The sequence below is a fragment of the Aestuariibacter salexigens DSM 15300 genome, from assembly GCF_000429145.1.
GTDB lineage: Bacteria > Pseudomonadota > Gammaproteobacteria > Enterobacterales > Alteromonadaceae > Aestuariibacter > Aestuariibacter salexigens.
On sequence record NZ_AUBH01000016.1, the window covers coordinates 19,839 to 40,259 of the forward strand.

At 47.3% G+C, this 20,421-nt stretch carries 17 protein-coding genes; 6 read left to right on the forward strand and 11 right to left on the reverse strand.

All coding sequences use genetic code 11. The annotated features are described in order from the left end of the window. Positions 1 to 7: 7 nt before the first annotated feature. From xrtA to G441_RS0115505, 4 genes are read right to left on the reverse strand one after another with little or no spacing between them, the layout of a single operon-like run. Positions 8 to 1,477: an exosortase A gene (xrtA, locus tag G441_RS19415; RefSeq protein ID WP_084407402.1), complete on the reverse strand. Its 1,470-nt coding sequence runs from the start codon at positions 1,475 to 1,477 to the stop codon at positions 8 to 10. Between the two features lie 3 nt (positions 1,478 to 1,480). Continuing rightward, complete coding sequence (locus G441_RS0115495) at positions 1,481 to 2,527, reverse strand: FemAB family XrtA/PEP-CTERM system-associated protein (protein ID WP_026377201.1); 1,047 nt, start codon at positions 2,525 to 2,527, stop codon at positions 1,481 to 1,483. A 42-nt stretch (positions 2,528 to 2,569) separates the two neighbouring features. Continuing rightward, positions 2,570 to 3,388, reverse strand: a complete 819-nt coding sequence (locus G441_RS0115500) for an XrtA system polysaccharide deacetylase (protein WP_034475357.1) — start codon at positions 3,386 to 3,388, stop codon at positions 2,570 to 2,572. Positions 3,389 to 3,424: 36 nt separating this feature from the next. Beyond that, a complete protein-coding gene (locus G441_RS0115505) occupies positions 3,425 to 4,837 on the reverse strand; it encodes a TIGR03013 family XrtA/PEP-CTERM system glycosyltransferase (RefSeq protein ID WP_026377203.1) in 1,413 nt (470 codons plus the stop codon). 144 nt (positions 4,838 to 4,981) lie between these two features. Here G441_RS0115505 and G441_RS0115510 point away from each other — a divergent pair, with 144 nt between their 5' ends. The 4 genes from G441_RS0115510 to G441_RS18870 are packed head-to-tail and all read left to right on the forward strand — an operon-like array spanning position 4,982 to position 9,807. Further along, entirely contained in the window at positions 4,982 to 5,611 is a 630-nt protein-coding gene (locus G441_RS0115510) for an XrtA/PEP-CTERM system exopolysaccharide export protein (protein WP_034475359.1), read from the forward strand. A gap of 56 nt (positions 5,612 to 5,667) precedes the next feature. Beyond that, a complete protein-coding gene (locus G441_RS0115515; protein ID WP_026377205.1) occupies positions 5,668 to 7,242 on the forward strand; it encodes an XrtA system polysaccharide chain length determinant in 1,575 nt (524 codons plus the stop codon). Then, on the forward strand, positions 7,242 to 8,153 hold the full coding sequence (locus G441_RS0115520) for an XrtA-associated tyrosine autokinase (protein WP_026377206.1): 912 nt from the start codon (positions 7,242 to 7,244) through the stop codon (positions 8,151 to 8,153). The genes G441_RS0115515 and G441_RS0115520 overlap by 1 nt, the downstream gene beginning before the upstream one ends. Then, complete coding sequence (locus G441_RS18870; RefSeq protein WP_084407403.1) at positions 8,122 to 9,807, forward strand: TIGR03016 family PEP-CTERM system-associated outer membrane protein; 1,686 nt, start codon at positions 8,122 to 8,124, stop codon at positions 9,805 to 9,807. Before G441_RS0115520 ends, G441_RS18870 begins: the two co-directional genes overlap by 32 nt. Here the strand turns inward: G441_RS18870 and G441_RS0115530 are convergent. From G441_RS0115530 to trhA, 5 genes are all read right to left on the reverse strand, one after another. Beyond that, complete coding sequence (locus G441_RS0115530) at positions 9,804 to 10,838, reverse strand: XrtA/PEP-CTERM system-associated ATPase (protein ID WP_026377207.1); 1,035 nt, start codon at positions 10,836 to 10,838, stop codon at positions 9,804 to 9,806. The two genes, G441_RS18870 and G441_RS0115530, sit on opposite strands and share 4 nt — an antisense overlap. Before the next feature lie 97 nt (positions 10,839 to 10,935). Beyond that, entirely contained in the window at positions 10,936 to 12,183 is a 1,248-nt protein-coding gene (wecC, locus tag G441_RS0115535; protein WP_026377208.1) for a UDP-N-acetyl-D-mannosamine dehydrogenase, read from the reverse strand. Continuing rightward, on the reverse strand, positions 12,180 to 13,319 hold the full coding sequence (gene wecB / locus G441_RS0115540) for a non-hydrolyzing UDP-N-acetylglucosamine 2-epimerase (RefSeq protein ID WP_034475361.1): 1,140 nt from the start codon (positions 13,317 to 13,319) through the stop codon (positions 12,180 to 12,182). Before wecB ends, wecC begins: the two co-directional genes overlap by 4 nt. A 75-nt stretch (positions 13,320 to 13,394) precedes the next feature. Continuing rightward, positions 13,395 to 14,816: a bifunctional D-glycero-beta-D-manno-heptose-7-phosphate kinase/D-glycero-beta-D-manno-heptose 1-phosphate adenylyltransferase HldE gene (gene hldE, locus G441_RS0115545; RefSeq protein WP_026377210.1), complete on the reverse strand. Its 1,422-nt coding sequence runs from the start codon at positions 14,814 to 14,816 to the stop codon at positions 13,395 to 13,397. 57 nt (positions 14,817 to 14,873) lie between these two features. Then, entirely contained in the window at positions 14,874 to 15,518 is a 645-nt protein-coding gene (gene trhA / locus G441_RS0115550; protein WP_026377211.1) for a PAQR family membrane homeostasis protein TrhA, read from the reverse strand. A gap of 84 nt (positions 15,519 to 15,602) precedes the next feature. On the opposite strand from trhA, the gene G441_RS18875 reads away from it, so the two are divergent. Further along, on the forward strand, positions 15,603 to 15,920 hold the full coding sequence (locus tag G441_RS18875) for a GIY-YIG nuclease family protein (RefSeq protein WP_051275656.1): 318 nt from the start codon (positions 15,603 to 15,605) through the stop codon (positions 15,918 to 15,920). Here G441_RS18875 and G441_RS0115560 read toward each other — a convergent pair. Beyond that, positions 15,912 to 16,811 (reverse strand): DUF350 domain-containing protein, encoded by a 900-nt coding sequence (locus tag G441_RS0115560; RefSeq protein ID WP_026377212.1) that lies wholly within the window; start codon positions 16,809 to 16,811, stop codon positions 15,912 to 15,914. The genes G441_RS18875 and G441_RS0115560 overlap by 9 nt on opposite strands. 94 nt (positions 16,812 to 16,905) lie before the next feature. Between G441_RS0115560 and glnE the strand changes: the two genes are divergently transcribed. Continuing rightward, a complete protein-coding gene (gene glnE, locus G441_RS18880) occupies positions 16,906 to 19,743 on the forward strand; it encodes a bifunctional [glutamate--ammonia ligase]-adenylyl-L-tyrosine phosphorylase/[glutamate--ammonia-ligase] adenylyltransferase (RefSeq protein WP_051275657.1) in 2,838 nt (945 codons plus the stop codon). 6 nt (positions 19,744 to 19,749) lie between these two features. On the opposite strand, the gene G441_RS0115570 is transcribed toward glnE, so the two are convergent. Beyond that, positions 19,750 to 20,385, reverse strand: coding sequence for a TcpQ domain-containing protein (locus G441_RS0115570; RefSeq protein WP_026377213.1), 636 nt, complete (start codon positions 20,383 to 20,385; stop codon positions 19,750 to 19,752). Positions 20,386 to 20,421: the final 36 nt, after the last annotated feature.

Genomic DNA, 20,421 nt, shown 5'->3' on the forward strand with positions numbered 1-20,421 from the left:
GTGTCGCTTACCCATCATGCACACCATTTGAGTCAGCAATGTGCGTTAGCGGCGCGAAAAGCGTCAATAAACTTTCTAGCGATCTACCTTCTGGAATTTCAGCCACAATGAAATAACCATCAGCAGGCTCGTGAGCTAGCCTTGCCATCAACTGATGGACCTTCATTTTTAAACTGTTAGCCGTTTGCTTTTCACCGACCTGATACCAGGAAACAAGACGTTTTCTCTCACCTGTGGTATTCACAATTTCAGCAAATTGTAATTCCCGTCCATCGGTGTCTTCTCGGTAGCTACGCACAGGAGACCAGAACTTCTCATTAAACAGACGATGTCTGCCACTCACCAGCTCTCGGCCATGCACATCTTCATTAACATACAATAATCGAACAGGCACATTGTTTACTCGGCCCGTCCAAATGATTTCATCAGTAGGCATTGACCAGCTAAGTTCTGACGATTCAATTCGTGCTGAAAGGATTGATGGTGCTGGGTCCTTGACTGAAACGGAGGTTGCACCAGTACCATACAGCCAATAATTCGATGCTGCGTACGGTGCAATAAGCACCAATATTAGCAGCCCCAATTTCAGCAGTGAAAGAGTTGGCATGGCGGAAGTGAGTGATGCATTAGTCTCTTCTTTTTCGACGTTATCAACGCCAAAGGTACCAAGCCAGAAAAGGATGATCATGACAAACGCAAAGAAGAACCAACCATAAACGAGATGATCGGCCCCAGTTGCATGCTCCATATCAGTTAGGTACCCGATTATGATTATGCCAAACGCCCTAATGCCGTTAGCCAATATTGGAATAACGGCACACAGCAGGATAAACAGAGAACGCTTCCAATACTTTTGGTAATTCAAATAAGCGAGCAATGTACCAATAGCAAATGTTCCAATAAGAAAGCGAATTCCCGCACACGCTTCGGCCACTAAAAACGTACCATTAGGGATGAATATATAGAGCCCTTCGCGATAAACAGGTATGCCAAAGAGCTGCAGCATACTGACGCTTATCCATGCAGTTACATCCTGCAACCAAGGTACGAGCTCTTCACCAAACGGAATGCTGAACAGCAAATACAGCAACGGGAACATCAAAACACGAGCCGCCTGGTGCCCGATAAGCGACCAAATAATCACAATTAACGAGCACACCGCAGCTGTGTGCATCAGCAGATTAATATCTAACGCAGCAGAGACAATAAACGCGAGTTGTCCCAAGAACAGAAGGATAAGCACTTCCGGACGAAATTGTATGGTCGTTCTTGCCAATGCAAAACGCTTTTCATAAATCAAATAGGCTGAAATTAAAGGAATAAAAAAGCAGTGTTTGTACGCTTCGGATGCAGCCCACACCTGCACCATATGTTGCAGCGTTTCTGCATAAACCCAAAGCCAAGCGAGCAGCACGCCACCTGCGCCAAGCAAAAATCGTGAGGTTATATACTGTGAAGGTGAATTCATTACCGACATTACTTAGCCCAGATATTTTGAAAGAAAGGGGCCAAGTAACCGGGATAACCATAGTGGTAGCTTTTTCCAGGTATTGATGAAGAGCGCGTACTTAGGGTTATTCGGACTGAGATTAGGTTGCTCAGTAGCGTTGATTAAAGCGCGCATATAGTGAAGTGGTTCAGGTTCCATACCCCATGTCGCCTTATATTTGAATGCACCAGAATCATTTTTACTGCGACCAAAATCAAACCGATTACACCCTTTTTCTTGGGCATGGCACATCAGCGTATAATACATTAGGTCATTGCTTTTCAAGCCTCTCGCATCAAACGTTCCGCCGCCGTAATAAGGAAGCACTTCATCCTTGTAATAGAAGCTCAGCACCGAGGATATTGGCTTACCGCCACTTTTTACGGTGAGCACTTCAGTCTTATCCCCGAAATATTTCACTAATGCAGGAAAATACTTAGGGTCAAATACTGGCGTACCCAAGTTTCTCACACTTTCTGAGTAAATGTCGTAGGCCGTATCTGCGTCCTGATCAATAGCCACCTCTAGCGCTTTCTTGAGAGAATGACGAATGTTTGCACGCTGCTTTTTTTTCACTGCAGCTAGAATGGCTTCGGGGCCATCTGACAACTCCCAGCCAAAAGTTGAATGCTGACACGACACCTCAAATAAGGGGTTATCTGAAGCCTTTCGGCAACGAAGTTCAACGTAATCGACACTGAGCTTCCTTCCCAACGCTACCGACTCGTCTTCCAATTGCTTCTTAATCTCAGGCGAATCGGCGATCGCGCCTCCATATACACAAAACGGTGTGGATACGAGAGAGTGACCAAATAGCAAGCTTTTTAATTCAACAAGAGGAAGAAGACCGACTATTCGAGCATCTTGCGTGGCGACAAGATAGTGAGGAGTATGGTTAAAAACATCCTGTATGACGTCCGACCATTCAATGAGATGAAAAAAACTTCCTTCATTGTGACTGTCAACGTAACTGTTCCAGGCTTCTCTATCCTTTTCAGAATATGGAGCAACTAAAACATTAACTACAACATTAGACATCAACACTGACTCCATTCATGCTTAATTTAATCAATTACACCATCAGGATTGAATAATGCCATAGGTGTCTCGCATCGTATCCCACTTAAAATCTTTCAACAGCCTGACAAGCTTACCTTCCATACGAGACAGGTTGATATAATGCCGTATTCTGGATTTTAGCGGTGCACCTTTTACCTTCGGTTGAGATGCATCGATTTCCCAGGGGTGAAAATAGAAGCTATAAGGTTCGTTCTCACTCGCCAAATAATTGTCTATACGTTTCTTAGACAAGCTGTAAGGATACAATCTAAAGTATCCTCCCCCGCCAATACCTTGATTACGGTCCTTTTTGCGAATCGTTGGGATCGGTATTTCTATGATGCCCTCTGGGCGCGCGTATTTAAACCTTGGCCAGTCAGGTACGCCATATAAATCATGCGCGATAGGGTATGTACTAGACGAATAGATAAAGTCTAGCTCTTTCAGAACGTCGTACACCCATTCATTGGACGAGTTAATTGAAAAACTTGGAGCACGGTAACCAATGACTCGCGTTCCGCCAATATCCTCCAGGATGTCCTTGCTTTGACTAATATCGTCACGTAAATCATTTTTAGACATTGTCGTGGCTCGGCGATGGTCCAGACCATGGCTGGCAAGCTCGTGTCCTTCTTCTACGATTCTTTTTATTATGTCAGGGCAGCGCTTGGCCACCCAGCCCAGTGTAAAAAAAGTACTTTTAACACCATGCTCTGCGAAAAGATCTAAAATCCTATGAGTGTTTTGGCCAACACGAGGACTTATAGCGTCCCAATCCTGTGGAGTAATAACCGATTCGAATGCAGAGACTTGAAAATAATCTTCAACATCCACTGTCATGGCGTTACTGCGACTGTCGCCTGCAAGTTCCAATGTTTATCTACCTTTACCGAACAGCACCACTTCAACCGTTCTAATCAGGATAAGAAGGTCGAGAAGAAGACTTTGATGTTTTACGTAATATAAATCAAATTTTAGTTTTTCGAGGGAGTCCTCTACGCTTGCGCCATAGGGATAATTAAGCTGTGCCCAACCGGCCAATCCGGGTTTTACGTTATGCCGTTGGTTGTAGTAAGGAACCTCTTTGATAAGTCGTTCAACGAACTCAGGACGCTCCGGCCTTGGCCCAATAAACGCCATTTCACCGCGAAACACATTTATCAACTGTGGTAGCTCATCGATGCGGTATTTCCGTATAAATTGGCCGATGGAGGTCACGCGATCATCATTCTTCTGAGCCCACTTCGCTCCCTCGCTTTCTGCGTCAGGACGCATGCTACGGAACTTTTTGATTTTAAAAAGTTTGCCGTTCAATCCAACACGTTCCTGCTCGTAAAAGACGGATGTTTTGGTTCTGCGACCATCATCCAGATAAATAGCGACAGCCGTGAGTAGCATAAACGGCCAGACAAAAAAGAATATAATGAACGCAAGGAAGGCATTAACAAGATAATCGAGTGCATCTCTTAGATAGTTTTGAGATTGGAATCCATTTGAATAAATCACCCAGCTTGGGTACATCAGATTCACCACAATCTGCCCTGTCTCGCGTTCCATGAAATCAAGTAAATCAGTGATCTCTATGCCTCTGATACGGCACTCGAACAAAACATCAACAGGAAGTGTTCCGCGACGTTGGTCACATGCAATAACAACTTCCTCAACTTCATTGCTATCCAGGAAGTTCCGGAAGCTTTCATCCACTTTTACATGGATGAGTTTCTCGTTCTGAATACCTTCCTCGCGGTTATCGCCAGGAACGGGAATAAAACCAAGGAGTTCGAAACTCAGTCTGTCAACATCACGGCGCATGCGCTTTTCTATTATGGACGCTCTCTCCCCAGCGCCTAAGATCACGGTACGCGTTTTACCCAATCCGAGAAAACCGAGTCTGTTCGTAAAGTAGCGAAAAAGCACTAGTGTGAGGATTACTAGCGCGGTTGCTGTAGGTAAGAAGTATGTGTCTAGCTGAAAACTTTTTAGTATCGTGCTTGTTATCACTTCAACGATGAAATAGGTAAGCCCTACACTGACGAAAATCCGTCGGATAATACCTCTAAACGTTTCACGCAATTTTGCTTCGTATAGCCCAACGGAAAGAGAACATAGGAGCGCAACGAGTGTAAAAAACACCATGTGCCCCAACAGCGCCTCTGAATTTGCGGCTTCTCGTTGAAATACCTGACTAACAAGCAACTCAGCCATGTAAACCATGTAGGCGATAATGACGCCCTCACACAGCATAAGCGTGTTTGCGCGTTTGTTTTGCCTATTATTCTTTATCGCCATTTAACCTTTCCACTAGCATTTGGTTGAAGAGTTATCATAAGATGTGACTATTGGCGTACAAAAACCACTTAAAACAAGATTATAACGGGTTTGGGTTGCGCGTAAATGACAACTTTCTTCAGGATTGCAAAACAGGTAACAGTTATGAAGGCGTTAAATTGGATTAAAGGACTGGCATCAGTTGTTATAGCACTGCATATTGTAGGTTGTGCGAATCAAACTTTGCCAGAAGCAACCACCCGCGCATCGCTCACAACAGACGTGAATGATTATCAGTACCTGATAGGTCCCGGAGATAATCTCACCATCTTCGTATGGCGGAACCCTGAGATATCAGGCAGCTTTATTGTCAGACCCGATGGTAAAGTAACCACCGCCCTCGTAGAGGATATAGAGGTTGCAGGTCGCACGCCAACCATGCTTGCCAGAGAGATCGAAGAGCAACTTTCTACTTACATTAATAACCCTCGCGTTACTGTGAGCGTCAATAACTTCTCAGGGCCTTTGAGCGAGCAGGTCCGCGTTATTGGAGAAGCCACAAGCCCAAGTGCAATCAACTACACCCAGCACATGACACTGCTTGATTTAATGATCGCCGTGGGTGGCCTTACTGAATTTGCAGATGGAAATGATGCAAAGCTTGTTCGTGTAGTGAATGGTAAACAAGTTACATATGACCTATCTATCGACGACCTCATCCGGGAAGGGGACATATCCAAAAATATTGATATGTTACCTGGCGATATCGTCATCATACCGGAAGCCTGGTACTAGAGACGGCTCGATAGTAATTATTCGGACCACTATAATAAATACAGCAGAAGTAGCGCATGCACGACTTACAGCAAACACTGAATCTCATCGTTGATTACATCAAAGGGATTTGGATAAAGAAACGGTATGTCATGATTTGTTCATGGCTTATATGTCCTGCAGGGTTTCTGTATGTGGCGTCATTACCAGATGTTTATGAATCAAAAGCGGTTGTTTTTGTGGACACACGTTCTGTATTGCAGCCGCTACTCCGTGGTTTGGCATTTCAATCTGATCCTCAACAAGAAATTCAGATGATGGCAAGAACGCTTCTGAGTAGAAGCAATGTGGAAACCATCGCCAGAGAGTCCGATCTGGACTTGCAAGTAACAACTGAAGCGGAGTTTGAAGCCCTCGTCACTGGCTTGAGTAGTTCAATACGACTTGGCTCTACAGGCCGCGATAATATATTTACCATCAGTTACTCAAATCCTCGCCCTGTTATGGCGCAAACCGTTGTTCAGGAGACACTCGACCTTTTTGTAGAAGGATCACTAGGAAATTCACGACGCGATACAGACACTGCTGAACGCTTTCTTACAGAGCAAATAGAAGAGTATGAATCTCGCCTTGAGGAAGCTGAGCAGCGATTAGCTGATTTTAAGCGACAATACAACGATATTCTGCCCGTACAGGGAAGCTTTTATTCTAACCTGCAGAGTCTGACAGCAGAGTTAGAGTCTGTAGAGCTGACAATTAAACAGACTCAGCAACAAGCAGCTTCCTTAAAAGAACAAATAGCTTCAGCGAAGAAGGCAACTGATGGGCTTGGCGTAACAGATGGAGCAGATTCACCCGCGTTAAGGACTCGATATGATGAAAGGATATTGGGTCTGGAAGAGCAGCTAGATCGTTTGAGGTTGCGTTTTACGGAACAACATCCCGACGTTATTGAAACACAGAGTTTATTAGATGCGCTGTATGAAGCTCGTCAAAAGGAAATCGATGCATTCTTGAGAGATAGTGCAGATGATGATACCCCTGCACCGGGTTCGTTGAACCAAGAATTGAAGCTCGAGGTCAGCCGGTTAGAAAGTCAAATCGCCTCACTTCGAGTCAGGGAAGATGACTTAACGTCTAAGATTAGAGATCTCGAAGAAAAGATCGATTTAGTCCCTCAGATTGAAGCTGAGGCTGCTGCTCTGAACAGAGATTACGGCATAACTCAGAAAAAATATGAAGAGCTGCTCAACAGACGAGAGGCAGCAGATCTTTCAAGACGTGCCGATGTTTCTGCGGAAGAACTACAGTTCAGAATAATTGAGCCACCACTGGTACCGAGTAGGCCGTCTGGACCAAATAGACTGTTGTTTTATACCGGCGTTTTACTTGTTGGGTTTGGTGCAGGCATTGGATTAGCCTTATTGATAAGTCAGTTGGCGCCTGTGTTAGTTCGCGCGAAGCAACTAGCAAATGTTAGCGACTATCCCATTCTTGGGACAGTTACACACCTGAAGTTGGAGCAAATACGGAAGCAAAACAGAGTGAGAATTGCGGTTTTCGTTCTATCCTCTGGACTAGTTGTGGCGATGTATGGTGCTCTCGTGACGGCTGAGCTAATGAACATAGATCTTCTGGGAGGTATTCTCTAATGAGCAATACAATAGAAAGAGCTTTGCAACGGCAAAAAGAGGCTCAACAGAAGAAACTGCAAGAGATCGCGGAATCTGCTGAAGAGACTCAGAATACGATCACCCCAGAAGATACAAGTGAACAACTGGCTACATCAAAAGCCACTGTTGATACAGCATCACAATCGGAGTTAGAGCCATTTAAACTTGACCGTGAGTGGCTACAACAAGCTGGTTTAGTATCTCTAAGTGATTCTCGCAGTAAAATAAACGAAGAGTATCGCGAAATAAAACGCAAACTCTTACGCAATGCTTTTGGAGGCTTAGCCAAGACACTAAACAACAGCAATATCATCATGGTAACAAGTTCGCGGCCGAGTGAAGGAAAAACATTCACCGCCACTAATCTTGCATTAAGTATTGCCGCAGAACAGGACAAAACCGTACTTTTAGTCGATGCAGATGTGCTCAAGCCGAACGTACTGAATACGCTGGGGCTTGAGAAACGCCCAGGCATCATGGAATACCTGTTGGGGGAGAAAGAAGATATCGCCGATGTTTTATATCCCACATCTATCGATAAGCTAAAAATAATCCCCGCAGGGAAATCACACCATTTATCCACAGAATTGCTCGCCAGCCAGAAGATGCATGATATTGTTGATGAGTTCGCCAATCGGTACTCGGATCGGGTGGTTATCTTCGATACGCCGCCGTTAATCGGCATAAACGAATCTGCAATTCTCGCCAACTTCGCGGGGCAAGCTGTTGTTGTCGTTGAAGAGGGAAAATCAAAAATAGGTGATATAAAGCTGGCTGTTGAACGTCTCAACCCCGATATGGCAATAGGTTTCGTTGTGAATAAGTCCATTAACTCAGATTCGGAAGGAACCGGTTACTATGGTTACTACTACACACAACGCGAAGCGTAAGACGAATTGTTGGTTATCGCCTGTGCTCAGTAAGAATTCTAAATATGGCGCACTTTTCGGAGTGCTCATTTCGTCGAACCTATCAAACGCACAAGAACTTAGCGTTAATGCGGACATATCAACATCTCTTATCAACCAAGGTATTGAGACGGCAGACCCAAACAGACCAGATGACATAAATACTCTCAGTGTCAAACCGAGACTCTCCGGAGAGTACAGAACACGCACGTTTCAAGGAAGGTGGGCAGGAACATATACGTTTTTAGACAGAGAACTTGACGAGAATAGTCGCACAGATAACTTTGCAGAATATTTATATTCAGCATCGTGGTCACCCGTAGATAATCTTTTGACGATTACTGCGAGCGGAGCGATGAACTATCAAAACGTCAACACAGATGGCTATCTAGTGAATGACTTTTTGTTGAATTCAGAAGATTTGTCTAAAACCCGTTCAAATAGAATTGCCGCAAGTACCAGCGTGCCGAACGGAAAATTGCTAAGGGCTTTCGGACAAGTATCATACGCCTTCACTGATTCAGAACGTAGTGAACGACAAAATACTCAGAATTTAGATAACGATACAATATCTGCACAAGGTTCCTTACAGAATGGTACTGATGCGGAACACTTCTTCTGGAATGTAAATTCCAGCTTTAGCGCAACAGAACGTGGTGGTGCTCAGAGCGATTTCATATCCCGATCCGTATCTGCAAATATAGACATTCCTCTTTACCAAAATCTTGCGTTTACTGTTGTTGGCTCTCACGAAGGAAATCAGTTCGGAAATCAAACTGGCAGGGCAAGTGCCGCAAGAGAATTTAATTCTGCAGGTGTAGGACTGAGTTATCGTCCGAGTAATGAGAGGCGAATTGCATTAACCATCAATACATCTGAATCTGAGTTAGAAGAAAATGACGGTGATACCTTTATAGGTGTGGATATCAATTGGGCGTTTACCACAAGAACAAGCTTTAGCGCCAACTATGGTCGCCGGTTTTATGGGGATTCAGCTGGTGTTGAATTCAGCTATAACGCCAAACAGGTTCGCGCCCGACTCTCTTATTCAGAAGATGTAACGAGTTTTTCCAGACTTATTTCAAACCCAGAAAACCTTGGGGTATTTGTGTGCGCAGACGGCATTGTAGCCTTGAGTGCTTGTTTTCAGCCCAATACTCTAGACTATCAATTAGATGCTAATGAACAGTTTGTGCAATTTAGTTCACAAAATGTCGAACTGAATAATGAAGTACTGTTGCGTAAATCGTTAAATGGACAGCTAGGCTATTCCAAACGGACATTTTCAATTTCTCTCGACGGAAGGTATGCATTAGACGAGTCGTTAGAACAGGAACGGCAGCGCAGGCTCTACTCCGTTGGGCTTACGGCAGGGATACGACTGGGCCGTGTAACTAGTATCAATAGTAATATCAGTTACGCCAACACAGAACAGCGTTCTGAACTACAGCCAAGTGGAGATAGTGATACGTGGAACGCGAGTATTACCTTAAGCAGAGAATTCGGTAAAAGGCTCAGTGTTAAAGGGAGTCTGAAATATGTAGACAGAAGCGGTACACTAAACACTGGCTTTGGAGGCACTGATATTACAGACAGAAGAATTTCCATCGGCCTAACCTATCGGTTTTTAGATTAATCTGAATCGTCTGACTTTAGTCGCACGTAGGTTTTGTACTTTTTCTTCAGCAGCTTATCGATATAACGGGTGAGCTTAATCTTGTGGCTTATGGCGTTATCCAGTGCGTCAACCAGTTCATTAAGCATGTTTTTATAGTATTCGATGTCTTTGACTTCATGCCCCTCGGGTGTAAGTTCGGTGACCTCGTGTTTTTTAATTTCTTCCTCGGGCTCTGGGATAAACATTTCATCCGCCACTTCCTTGACCACGTTCTCGACCGCTTCTTCATCGAGTCTTTCAAGCTCTTCAAGAAACCCGTAGAGCAGGATACGGTCCATTAGCGTGTTAATTTTACGCGGCACGCCGTGGGTGAACTGATAAATTTTTTCATAAGCTTCGTTGGAGAACAAATTTGCACCATTCCAGCCAGCATGGTGCATGCGGTATTCAATGTAGGCCCTGCACTCTTCATCCGTAAGCGGTGCCAGGTGGCAAGAGGCAACGATGCGCTGCCTGAACTGCTCCATGTTCGGTGCACGCAAAATAGGCTGGAGCTCTTCCTGACCTAATAAAAAGCTTTGCAGCAGCGGCTTGCCTTTGGCCTGGAAGTTGGACAGCATGCGCAGCTCTTCAATGGTTTCGAGCGGCAGGTTCTGCGCCTCATCGACCAGTAAAAGCGCACGTCGTCCCTGCTGATGCAAAGCAGACAGAAAAGACTCTAAGTCTTTGAGCAGGTCAGCTTTGGTTTTGTTGGCGACATCCAGTTCGAATTTAGCCGCGACCATTTTGACCAGCTCGTCAGGGCTGAGTTTAGGGGTCACAATTTGCGCCGCGAAAATGTCGTTTTGCAGATCGTTCAGCAGGCTATTTGCCAGTGTGGTTTTACCCGTACCAATATCGCCCGTAATAACAATAAAGCCTTCAGCCTGCGATAATCCATATTGCAGATAAGACATTGCGCGCTTGTGCCATTTACTGGCAAAGAAAAACTCCGGGTCTGGCGTCAACTGGAAGGGCTTTGAATTCAGCCCGTAATGGCTTTCATACATAATGAACTGGCGTCGTCCTGATACTTGCCCGTAGTGTACACGACATTACCGGGCACGCATGAAATTTCAGTAATAATTTGTATTATTGAGAAATACGTTATTGCGAAAATAAACCGCGTGTATCGATGACCACTTTTTTCGCGATCTCATCCATGCGGAGCGCTTTGAAAGGTGTATGGTCAACTAGCACTACTAACACATTACACCGTGCGAGAGCGTTATCTAACGAGACTAATTCCATTTTACCCTCCAGCTTTGTTGGCAACTCTGAAATATTTGGCTCGACAGCGAGAACATCTCCTATATCAGCATCAGCCAGCGCTTTTGCAATTCCAACAGCGGGGCTTTCCCGTAAATCATCGATATCTGCCTTAAAGGCCAGACCAAGACAGGCAATCACCGGGCGCTTAAAGTCATCGGCAGCACGTTTTACCTGTTCAATAACATAGTCAGGCTTTCCGTCATTGACCTCACGTGCCGTGCGGATCATACGCGCCTCTTCAGGCGCAGAGTCGACGATAAACCATGGATCAACGGCGATACAATGACCACCTACACCAGGACCAGGATTTAGCACATTCACACGAGGATGGCGGTTAGCCAGCCTTATCAGGTTCCACACGTTAATATTCAGCTTGTCGCAAATGATCGATAGTTCATTAGCAAAAGCGATATTCACATCACGGAAGGAGTTCTCTGTTAGCTTGGCCAGTTCAGCGGTACGGGCATTGGTTACAATACATTCACCGCGTACAAACACATGATAAAGCTGCTTGGCTTTCTCGCTGCACTGCTCGCTGATACCGCCTATCACCCTGTCGTTCTCTACTAGCTCTCTTAACACATGGCCGGGCAGAACTCGCTCGGGACAGTGCGCAACAAACACATCCGGTTGTCCCTGTGCATTGGTCGGAAAACTCAGGTCAGCGCGGAGTTCAGCAAGCCAGGCAGACAGTTGCTCAGTGGCACCAACAGGTGATGTAGACTCAAGGATCACTACATTGCCTTTTTCAAGCTGCGGCGCAATTGCTTCTGCGGCGGCGCGAATGTAGCTTAAATCCGGCTTTTTGCCTTCTTTAAACGGTGTAGGCACAGCAATCATAAACGCATCAGCCTTTTCTGGCGTCATGGTCGCGCGTAGCTTACCGGTTGTTACCGCGGCCTGAACGACCATATCCAAATCCGGCTCAACAATATGTACTTTTCCTTCATTGATGGTATTGACGGCTTTTTCTGACACATCGACGCCGACCACGTCGATACCACGCGACGCAATAACGGCCGCCGTCGGCAAGCCGATATATCCCAGGCCAACCACACAGACTTTATTGATCGCTGCACTCATGAATGCAATCCTTCTTTTAAAGCATTTATAATTCGTTCACAGGCTTTGCCATCTCCGTACGGATTGTGCGCAAAGCTCATATTTTCATAGGCTTGCTGCTCGTCCAGCAGCAAATTCGCATTACTGGTGATCGCGTTCGTGTCCGTGCCCACCAGCTTCACCGTTCCTGCTTCTACCGCTTCAGGACGTTCGGTTGTATCGCGCATTACCAATACTGGCTTACCCAGTGACGGCGCTTCTTCCTGCACACCGCCTGAGTCGGTCAATATTAAGTAGCTTCGCTGCATCAGATACACAAACGGCAGGTAGTCCTGAGGCTCAATCAAATGTACGTTTTCGGTGTCGCCAAGTATGCGCTTGACTGGCTCCTGCACATTGGGATTAAGATGCACCGGATACACCACCTGCACATCACCTCGAGACGCAATCTCAGCGATGGCTTTACACAGACTTTCAAATCCTTCTCCAAAGTTTTCACGGCGGTGTCCAGTGATCAGAATAAGGCGCTTTGACGAATCCAGAAACGGAAATTTATCCGCCAGTTCGGATGCTAGCTTGTCATCAGTGGTCAGCAGTTCTTGTACCCACAAAAGCGCATCAATCACCGTATTGCCGGTCACTGTGATGTGTTCAGCAGGGTGGTTTTCGTTGAGCAGGTTTTGCTCAGACTGTGAAGTCGGCGCGAAATGAAAGCGCGTGATAGCACCGGCAATTTTACGGTTCATTTCTTCTGGCCACGGACTGTAGATATTACCAGTTCGAAGCCCTGCTTCGACGTGACCTACCGGTATCTTCTTATAGTACGCCGCGAGTGCGGCAGACATGGTCGTCGTAGTATCACCATGTACAAGCACCACATCAGGTTGTATCTCTTCATACACGCTTTTCAGTTTTATCAGTACATTCGCCGTTATGTCATACAGGTCTTGATTGGGCTGCATAATATCCAGATCGACATCTGGCACAATGCCGAACAGTGACAATACCTGATCAAGCATCTGCCGATGCTGTGCAGTCACACAAACACGACAATCAAATGCTGGATCGTTTTTAAGTGCAAGAACGAGAGGGGCCATTTTGATGGCTTCGGGTCGCGTGCCGAATACCATCAATACGCGCTTTTTAGCAGGAGCCATAATGTGTATAAGAATTCCTTGGCAAATAGACTACGTAAATTATCAAGCGTACCGCACTGGGTAAAGGCTTTACGGCTAATTCTGCTCAACTATCTGTTTAATAATGCCAGTCGTAGACACGCCATCCTCGAAATTAAGTACTCTGACTTCTCCACCGTTGGCGATAACCTGCTTACCGCCGGCAATATCTTCAACCTTGTAATCACCGCCCTTGACCAGAATGTCGGGAAGGAGCTCACTGATCAGGCGCTCTGGGGTATCTTCAGAGAAAGGCACGACCCAGTCTACCGCAGCTAGTCCTGCTAGCACGGCCATACGTCTTTCGGCGCTGTTAATCGGCCTGCCCTCACCTTTCAGTTTCGTCACCGACGCATCGGTGTTAACCGCCACAATCAGTCGGTCGCCGAGTGTTGCAGCCTGCTGCAAATACGACACGTGGCCAGCATGTAAGATATCAAAACAGCCATTGGTCATTACCACCGTTTCGCCCGCAGCCTTGGCCTGTTGAACGGCCAGCATAAGCTGCTGCTGCGTCATTACGCCCCGATCCACGCGCTGGTCAAAGCGCACGGCCTGAGCCAGTTCCGTCGCCGTAACCGTGGATGTACCCAGCTTGCCCACTACAACGCTGGCCGCCGCGTTGGCCAGTCCACACGCTACAGGTAGCGTACTGCCGGTCGCCAGTGAACATGCCAGCGTCGAAATGACCGTATCGCCAGCGCCCGTGACATCGTATACCTCTCGGGCCTTGGCAGGCATGTGCAGTTCGTCCCGGTCTTTGTGGATCAGGGTCATGCCTTTTTCAGAGCGGGTAACCAGTAAAGCATCAAGTGAATATTGCTGGCAAAGCTGGTGTGCCTTATCGACGATGATTTGCTCGCTGTCACATTGCCCCACCACCTGCTCGAATTCCGACATATTAGGCGTAAGCAACGTCGCCCCGGCATATTTGCTGAAATCCTGCCCTTTAGGATCAACCACCACTGGCACATTCATGTTGTTCGCTAGTTGAATAAGCTTTTGTACATTGCTCAACGTCCCTTTGGCATAATCTGATATAACCAGCACATCTACGTTGTCTAGCGCCTGCTCTACCGCCGCGTCTAAGTCGGATTTATCCAGCGCAGAAATATCCTGTTCGAAATCCAGTCTTATCAATTGTTGGTTGCGGCTCATCACCCGAAGTTTGGTGATAGTGTCTATATCAGGCACTTCAATAAAGGTGCATTGCACAGACATGACATTAAGCTTTTTGCGCAGCAGCTCGGCCGAGTGATCTTTGCCAGTCATGCCTATTAACGTCACTTTCGCGCCCAGCGCTGCGGCGTTAAGCGCTACGTTGGCAGCCCCACCCGGGCGGTCTTCATCTCCCTGCACTTTTACTACCGGCACCGGTGCTTCCGGGGATATTCTTGCCGTCACACCACTCCAGTAGCGGTCCAGCATAATATCACCCACGATCAGAACGCGGGCGCTTGAAAAGTCAGGTAATTGCATGGGAAATCAGCCTTAATCAACTCTGGCGGCGAGTATACCAGTGTTGCCAGATGAGTCCTACAGCACGAAATAGTAAACCGCAAAGAAGTGACAGGCACAGCCCGCTATGACAAACAAATGCCAGATAAAGTGGGTAAAGCGCAGATGCTTGGCGACATAAAATGCTACGCCTACACTAAAACAAACGCCGCCCAGTACCAGCAGCCATAACCCCGCGCCGGGCAGTGCCTGATAAAGCGGATAGATAATGACCACAGACAGCCAGCCCATTACCAGATAGGTTGCCACCGAGAGTTTGGCAAAGCGGTGTCTGACGAAGCATTTAAACACCACCCCCACCACCGCCATTAACCAAATCACGGCGAATACCGTCCAACCGAGCCAGCCGCCAAGGCTGACTAACAGAAAAGGTGTGTAAGTGCCCGCTATCAATAAATATATTGAACTGTGGTCAAAAAGCTTTAACCACTGCTTTGCATGGCTGTGTGTCACCGCATGATAAATGGTCGAGCTTAAGAACATCAGGATCAGCGAACTGCCATACAGCGCAGATGCCGTAATGGCCAGCGTCGATTCTGCCTCTATCAGCATGATCACCAGCGCGGCTATGGCCAGCGCAAAGCCAACACCATGGCTGATACTGTGCAGCCATTCTTCTAATGCGGTGTATGCGGACTTAATGGGTTGTCGTACAGATTGCATAGCTCAAAGAGAAACGTGTTAAACCTAAGTGGCAAGTATAGTAATATTTTGCGCCATTCGTCAGCCCCGCCATGTGAAACTTGTATGAAACAATACTGGTTTTTGTACATTATCGAGAATCGATTGGGTCAGCGCTATACCGGCATCACCGTCGATATAGAACGTCGTTTCAATGAGCATCAGCAAAGCGGCCCACGCTGTGCTAAAGCGCTGAAAGGGAAAGGACCGTTGACCTTGATTGGCTGCGCAAAAGTGGCAACCCACTCTCAGGCCTTAAAACTGGAACGCCATATCAAGCGTCAGCACACAGCGCATAAATTACCGGAGCTGGAAAGAGGTCAGTCAGATAAACTGGAATTTAGCTGGCAGGTGATCGCGCCAGAAACACTCTCTTTACAGTAAGCCAGAAATAATCAGCGCCAATCCGACCGACATGACCCATAGCAAGCTGGCTACGCCAACATTGTCCTGCTGGTAGACCTCTTCGCGCCAGTTCAGACGAAATAGCACAATACGTTTACCGATAATTTGCAACGCTTTTAAAAGCAGCGTAAGCGCAACTCCGACGATCAACCATCCCGTAATGTTACTGACGTAGCCCGCCGGCTGATAAACCAGCAGAGACGACGCGGCGGATACGATGATGGCGGTACCAATCAGATTGCCAGAGTGTTCTATCGATAGGGCTAGCTGTCCCTTACACAACGCATCCTGCATCGAGCCGTTCTGATTGCTGGCCGCAAATCGACGTTCAATCAGTCTTGTGGTAATGAGCAATATCGCATGCACGACAAGAAAGCCGCTAATGATAGCGACAATGGCATTGGTGTCCGTACCTGTCGTCCAAATCATAATGCTGTTAATAATAATTGCACTGGCCACCGCACTTGAGGCATCTACCACGGCAACACTGGTGCCACGCTCGCGCAATACTGCTTCCTTATCAAGTTGGTGAAGGATCAGCTTATCATGAGCCACACGCCCTACCCTGACCAGGAAAATACCGACGATACCAAACAGCACCATACTGATAATGGCTTCACCGTAGCCTTTTTCCATCTGACGCCCCGCTGCCCCTGCCAATACGATGCAAAGCGACAACATTCTTCCGGCTATGCTGATGCCAAAGGCGACATTGTCTTTTACGCTTAGCTCTTCTGAGATACTGACATGAGACATTTTTCCTGCCATCCAACGTACCGAAAACAGAAGGCATAGCGCTACCACCACATCGATAGCCAGATAAATCCACAACTGGAATGATAAGTCAGTCAGATTGACAAGCGATTGCATGTTCCTTCAATTCCTCTAATCCGCATTGCTACTGGTATACAGCAACACATATATGCCAGACTAGAACTACTTTCGGTTAAACACAACAGGCCGTATGCAAGAGCTACCATCCGAGTTGCGTACACTCGCCCAACACCACCTCGATTCGCTGCTTGAAGACAGTGACCTAATCCTCACAGATAAATGCAGGCATCACCTTTTGCGCGCATTCGCGCTAAGTGACTTTGTTGCACAAAGTTGCCTTCAGGACCCTGATATAATAGTTGCGTTGATCACAGACTCAGTGCCTTATCCTAATCATGCATATAACCTACAAAAACTCATCCCTCATGAGCTACCAGAAGAGCAGGTAAAGCAAGTATTGCGTCACTACCGTCGTACGTGGATGACGGTTATTGCGGCACGGGATGTGACCAATACGCAGTCCATAGACACCTCATTGCAGCAGGTGTCTATGCTCGCCGATGCGTTAATCATGGCTGCTTATCACTGGGCCTACCAACACTACTGCACCCGCTACGGCACACCTCAGGGTAAACACGGTCCGATGCCAATGCTCATCGTTGGCATGGGTAAACTAGGTGGACGTGAGCTGAACTTTTCCTCCGACATTGACCTGATTTTTTTCTATCCAAAACGCGGGGAAATTGAAGGCGGCCGAAAGTCAGTCGAGCATCAGGTCTTTTTCACCCGTGTTGCGCAAAAGCTGATCAGCCTGCTGGATCAGGTGACGGCTGACGGTCAGGTATTCCGTGTGGACATGCGCCTGCGACCGTTTGGCGAGAGTGGTCCACTGGTCATGCACTTTGCCGCCATGGAGGATTATTATCAGGAACAGGGCCGGGACTGGGAGCGCTACGCTATGATCAAGGGCCGGGTACTTAATCCCGACTGCCCTTATTATGACGCAATCAAAGATATTCTTGCGCCCTTTGTATACCGACGTTATCTGGACTATGGCGCCATCGATGCCCTGCGCAAAATGAAGCAACTGATAAACCAGGAAGTCAGGCGCCGCCGTCTCAGCGATAACGTCAAACTCGGGCGCGGCGGCATTCGCGAAGCCGAGTTTATCGTGCAAAGCTTTCAGCTCATTCGAGGCGGACGGGATCACAGCCTTCGGCACCCGTCTATCTTAAAAATGCTCAAGCAGCTTACGGAATCAGAGCTACTGGAGCCGCACGAAGCTGACACTCTGCAAGACGCCTATTTATACCTGCGCAAAGTCGAACACTGCTTACAGCAGTTTCAGGATAAACAGACTCAGGAACTGCCAGATGATGACATTAACTGGCAACGGTTAATAACGGTCATGGAGTGTGATAACCAGACACAGTTCAGAAGTCAGTTGCAGAAGCAAATGGACACCATTCATGCACTGTTCTCAGAGATTATCGGCGAGGATGATGATAATGAATCGCCAGACACGGACGAGTTTGATGCCGCCCAGGATCTGTGGCAACTTAGCTTGAGTGAAGACGAAACGGCGAGTTTGCTCGAGACGTGGATTAATCAGCAGGATGCGACATTAATACACCTTCATCTGTGCGACTTTAAACAGCACATCAGCAAGCATCGCACCGGGCAGCGGGGGCTTAACCTGCTTGGCGAACTGATGCCTCTGCTACTGGAATCCATTCTGCTTCATTATGCCGATGATGCCGCCATGCTCACACAGCGTATCGTCGATGTCTTGGATGCTATCATCGGACGTACGGCCTATCTGGAATTGCTAACAGAAAATCGTAGGGCCGCTGAGCAGTTACTGAAGCTATGTGAAGCCAGCCCATGGATCACCGAGCAAATTAAACGCTTTCCCATATTGCTGGATGAGCTGCTCAACCCGGCACAGCTTTACACGCCAACGCCGCCTGAGCAGTTTCACAATGAACTACGGCAGTTTTTACTGCGACTGGAGCCGGACGATCTCGAACAGCAAATGGAAATGATGCGTCAGTTTAAACTGGGCCAGCAGTTAAAAGTAGCGGCTTCTGATGTAACTGGGGCGCTATCGGTAATGAAAATCAGCGATCATCTTACATTTCTCGCCGAGGCCTTACTGCAGCAGGTATTTGTTTACGCTTGGCAACAGGTAAGTGAAAAGCATGGCTGTCCGCCGGGCACCAGTATTGATGACTCACACTTTGCGATTATCGGCTATGGCAAACTGGGGGGGCTTGAACTTGGCTACGGCTCCGACCTCGATCTTGTCTTTGTGCATGACTATGACGGTCAGGGTGAAACGGATGGCCCGCGCCCAGTCGATGCCAACCGTTTCTACATGAAACTCGCGCAGCGCATTATGCATCTGCTCAATACCAAAACCGTGTACGGTGAATTGTATGAAACAGATTTACGTCTGCGGCCTTCTGGCAATGCGGGATTACTGGTCTGTCATATTAATGCCTTTGAACATTATCAGTTGAATGAGGCATGGACATGGGAGCATCAGGCACTGGTGCGCGCTCGCTGTGTATTAGGTTCTGTCTCGCTGGCCGGACAGGTTGAAAACGTCAGAAGCCGCATTCTTTGTTTACCGCGTGATGAAAGTGAACTTCGTCAACAGGTTAGCGAGATGCGTGAAAAGATGCGCACCCATCTGGATAAAAGCAATGAACAGGATATCGACCTTAAGCACGCCAAAGGCGGTATCGTTGATATCGAATTTTTAGTGCAATACTGGGCACTACACTATGCCCACGACTGCCCTGACATCATTAAGTGGTCTGACAATGTGCGCTTGCTTGAACGTCTTGAGCACCACAACATGCTCTCAAGTCGGAATTGTCAACAACTGACAAAAGCTTACCTCACCTTGCGCAACGAATCCCACCGTCTGGCATTACAGCAGCGCAGTAAAACACAGCAGTCAGAGGAGATAAGCCAGGCGTTATTGCGGGTCAGTGAGATTTGGGATGCGACATTCAACTAGAAATGTTTAGCCTGCACGACCTGATTTTTCGATGATCGTGCAGTTGTCTTTCAGATAGTCAGTGTGATTGTGCGTGATCACCAGTGAGCGCTGATTGGGACAGACGTATGCACGCACTTCGCCCTCAAAATTACTGTCTACTGCGCTGGCAATTTTAGCCAGGGCGCCAACGATGGTGTCGTCCATCTGAAACTGGTTTTTGACAATAAAGTCCTGCTCCAGCTCCCACAACACCTGCATCCCTTCCGTTTGGGCAAAGCTGGTGATAGCGCTACGCAGGGTTGAGCCGGCTTTAAATGTGCGGTACTTATGCTCGCCGACCCACCTACCACTGACCGGTTTCTGATCGCTTTGCATTCCTTGCAGGCGCTGGTCCAGCGGCCGATCATCTACGTTCACGTCCATCACAAAATCACCCACATCTTCCTGATGAGGTTTTGTCGATGACAATCGGTATTCACGGTAAAAATCACTGAGTCCCTGGGACACGTTCTTTTTCTCTGGCGCACCCTGCGGCTGAGGCTTATCAGTGATTGTACTGCGTAACTGAATGATCACGACGGCAATAATGATCAATGCCAGTGCCAAAGCCAGATGCTTGGCCCAGAACAGTGAGCTTGAAAAGCCTTTATCAGCAGTCATGTCAGTACCTCAGAGACAACGAATTGCACGCGTCTA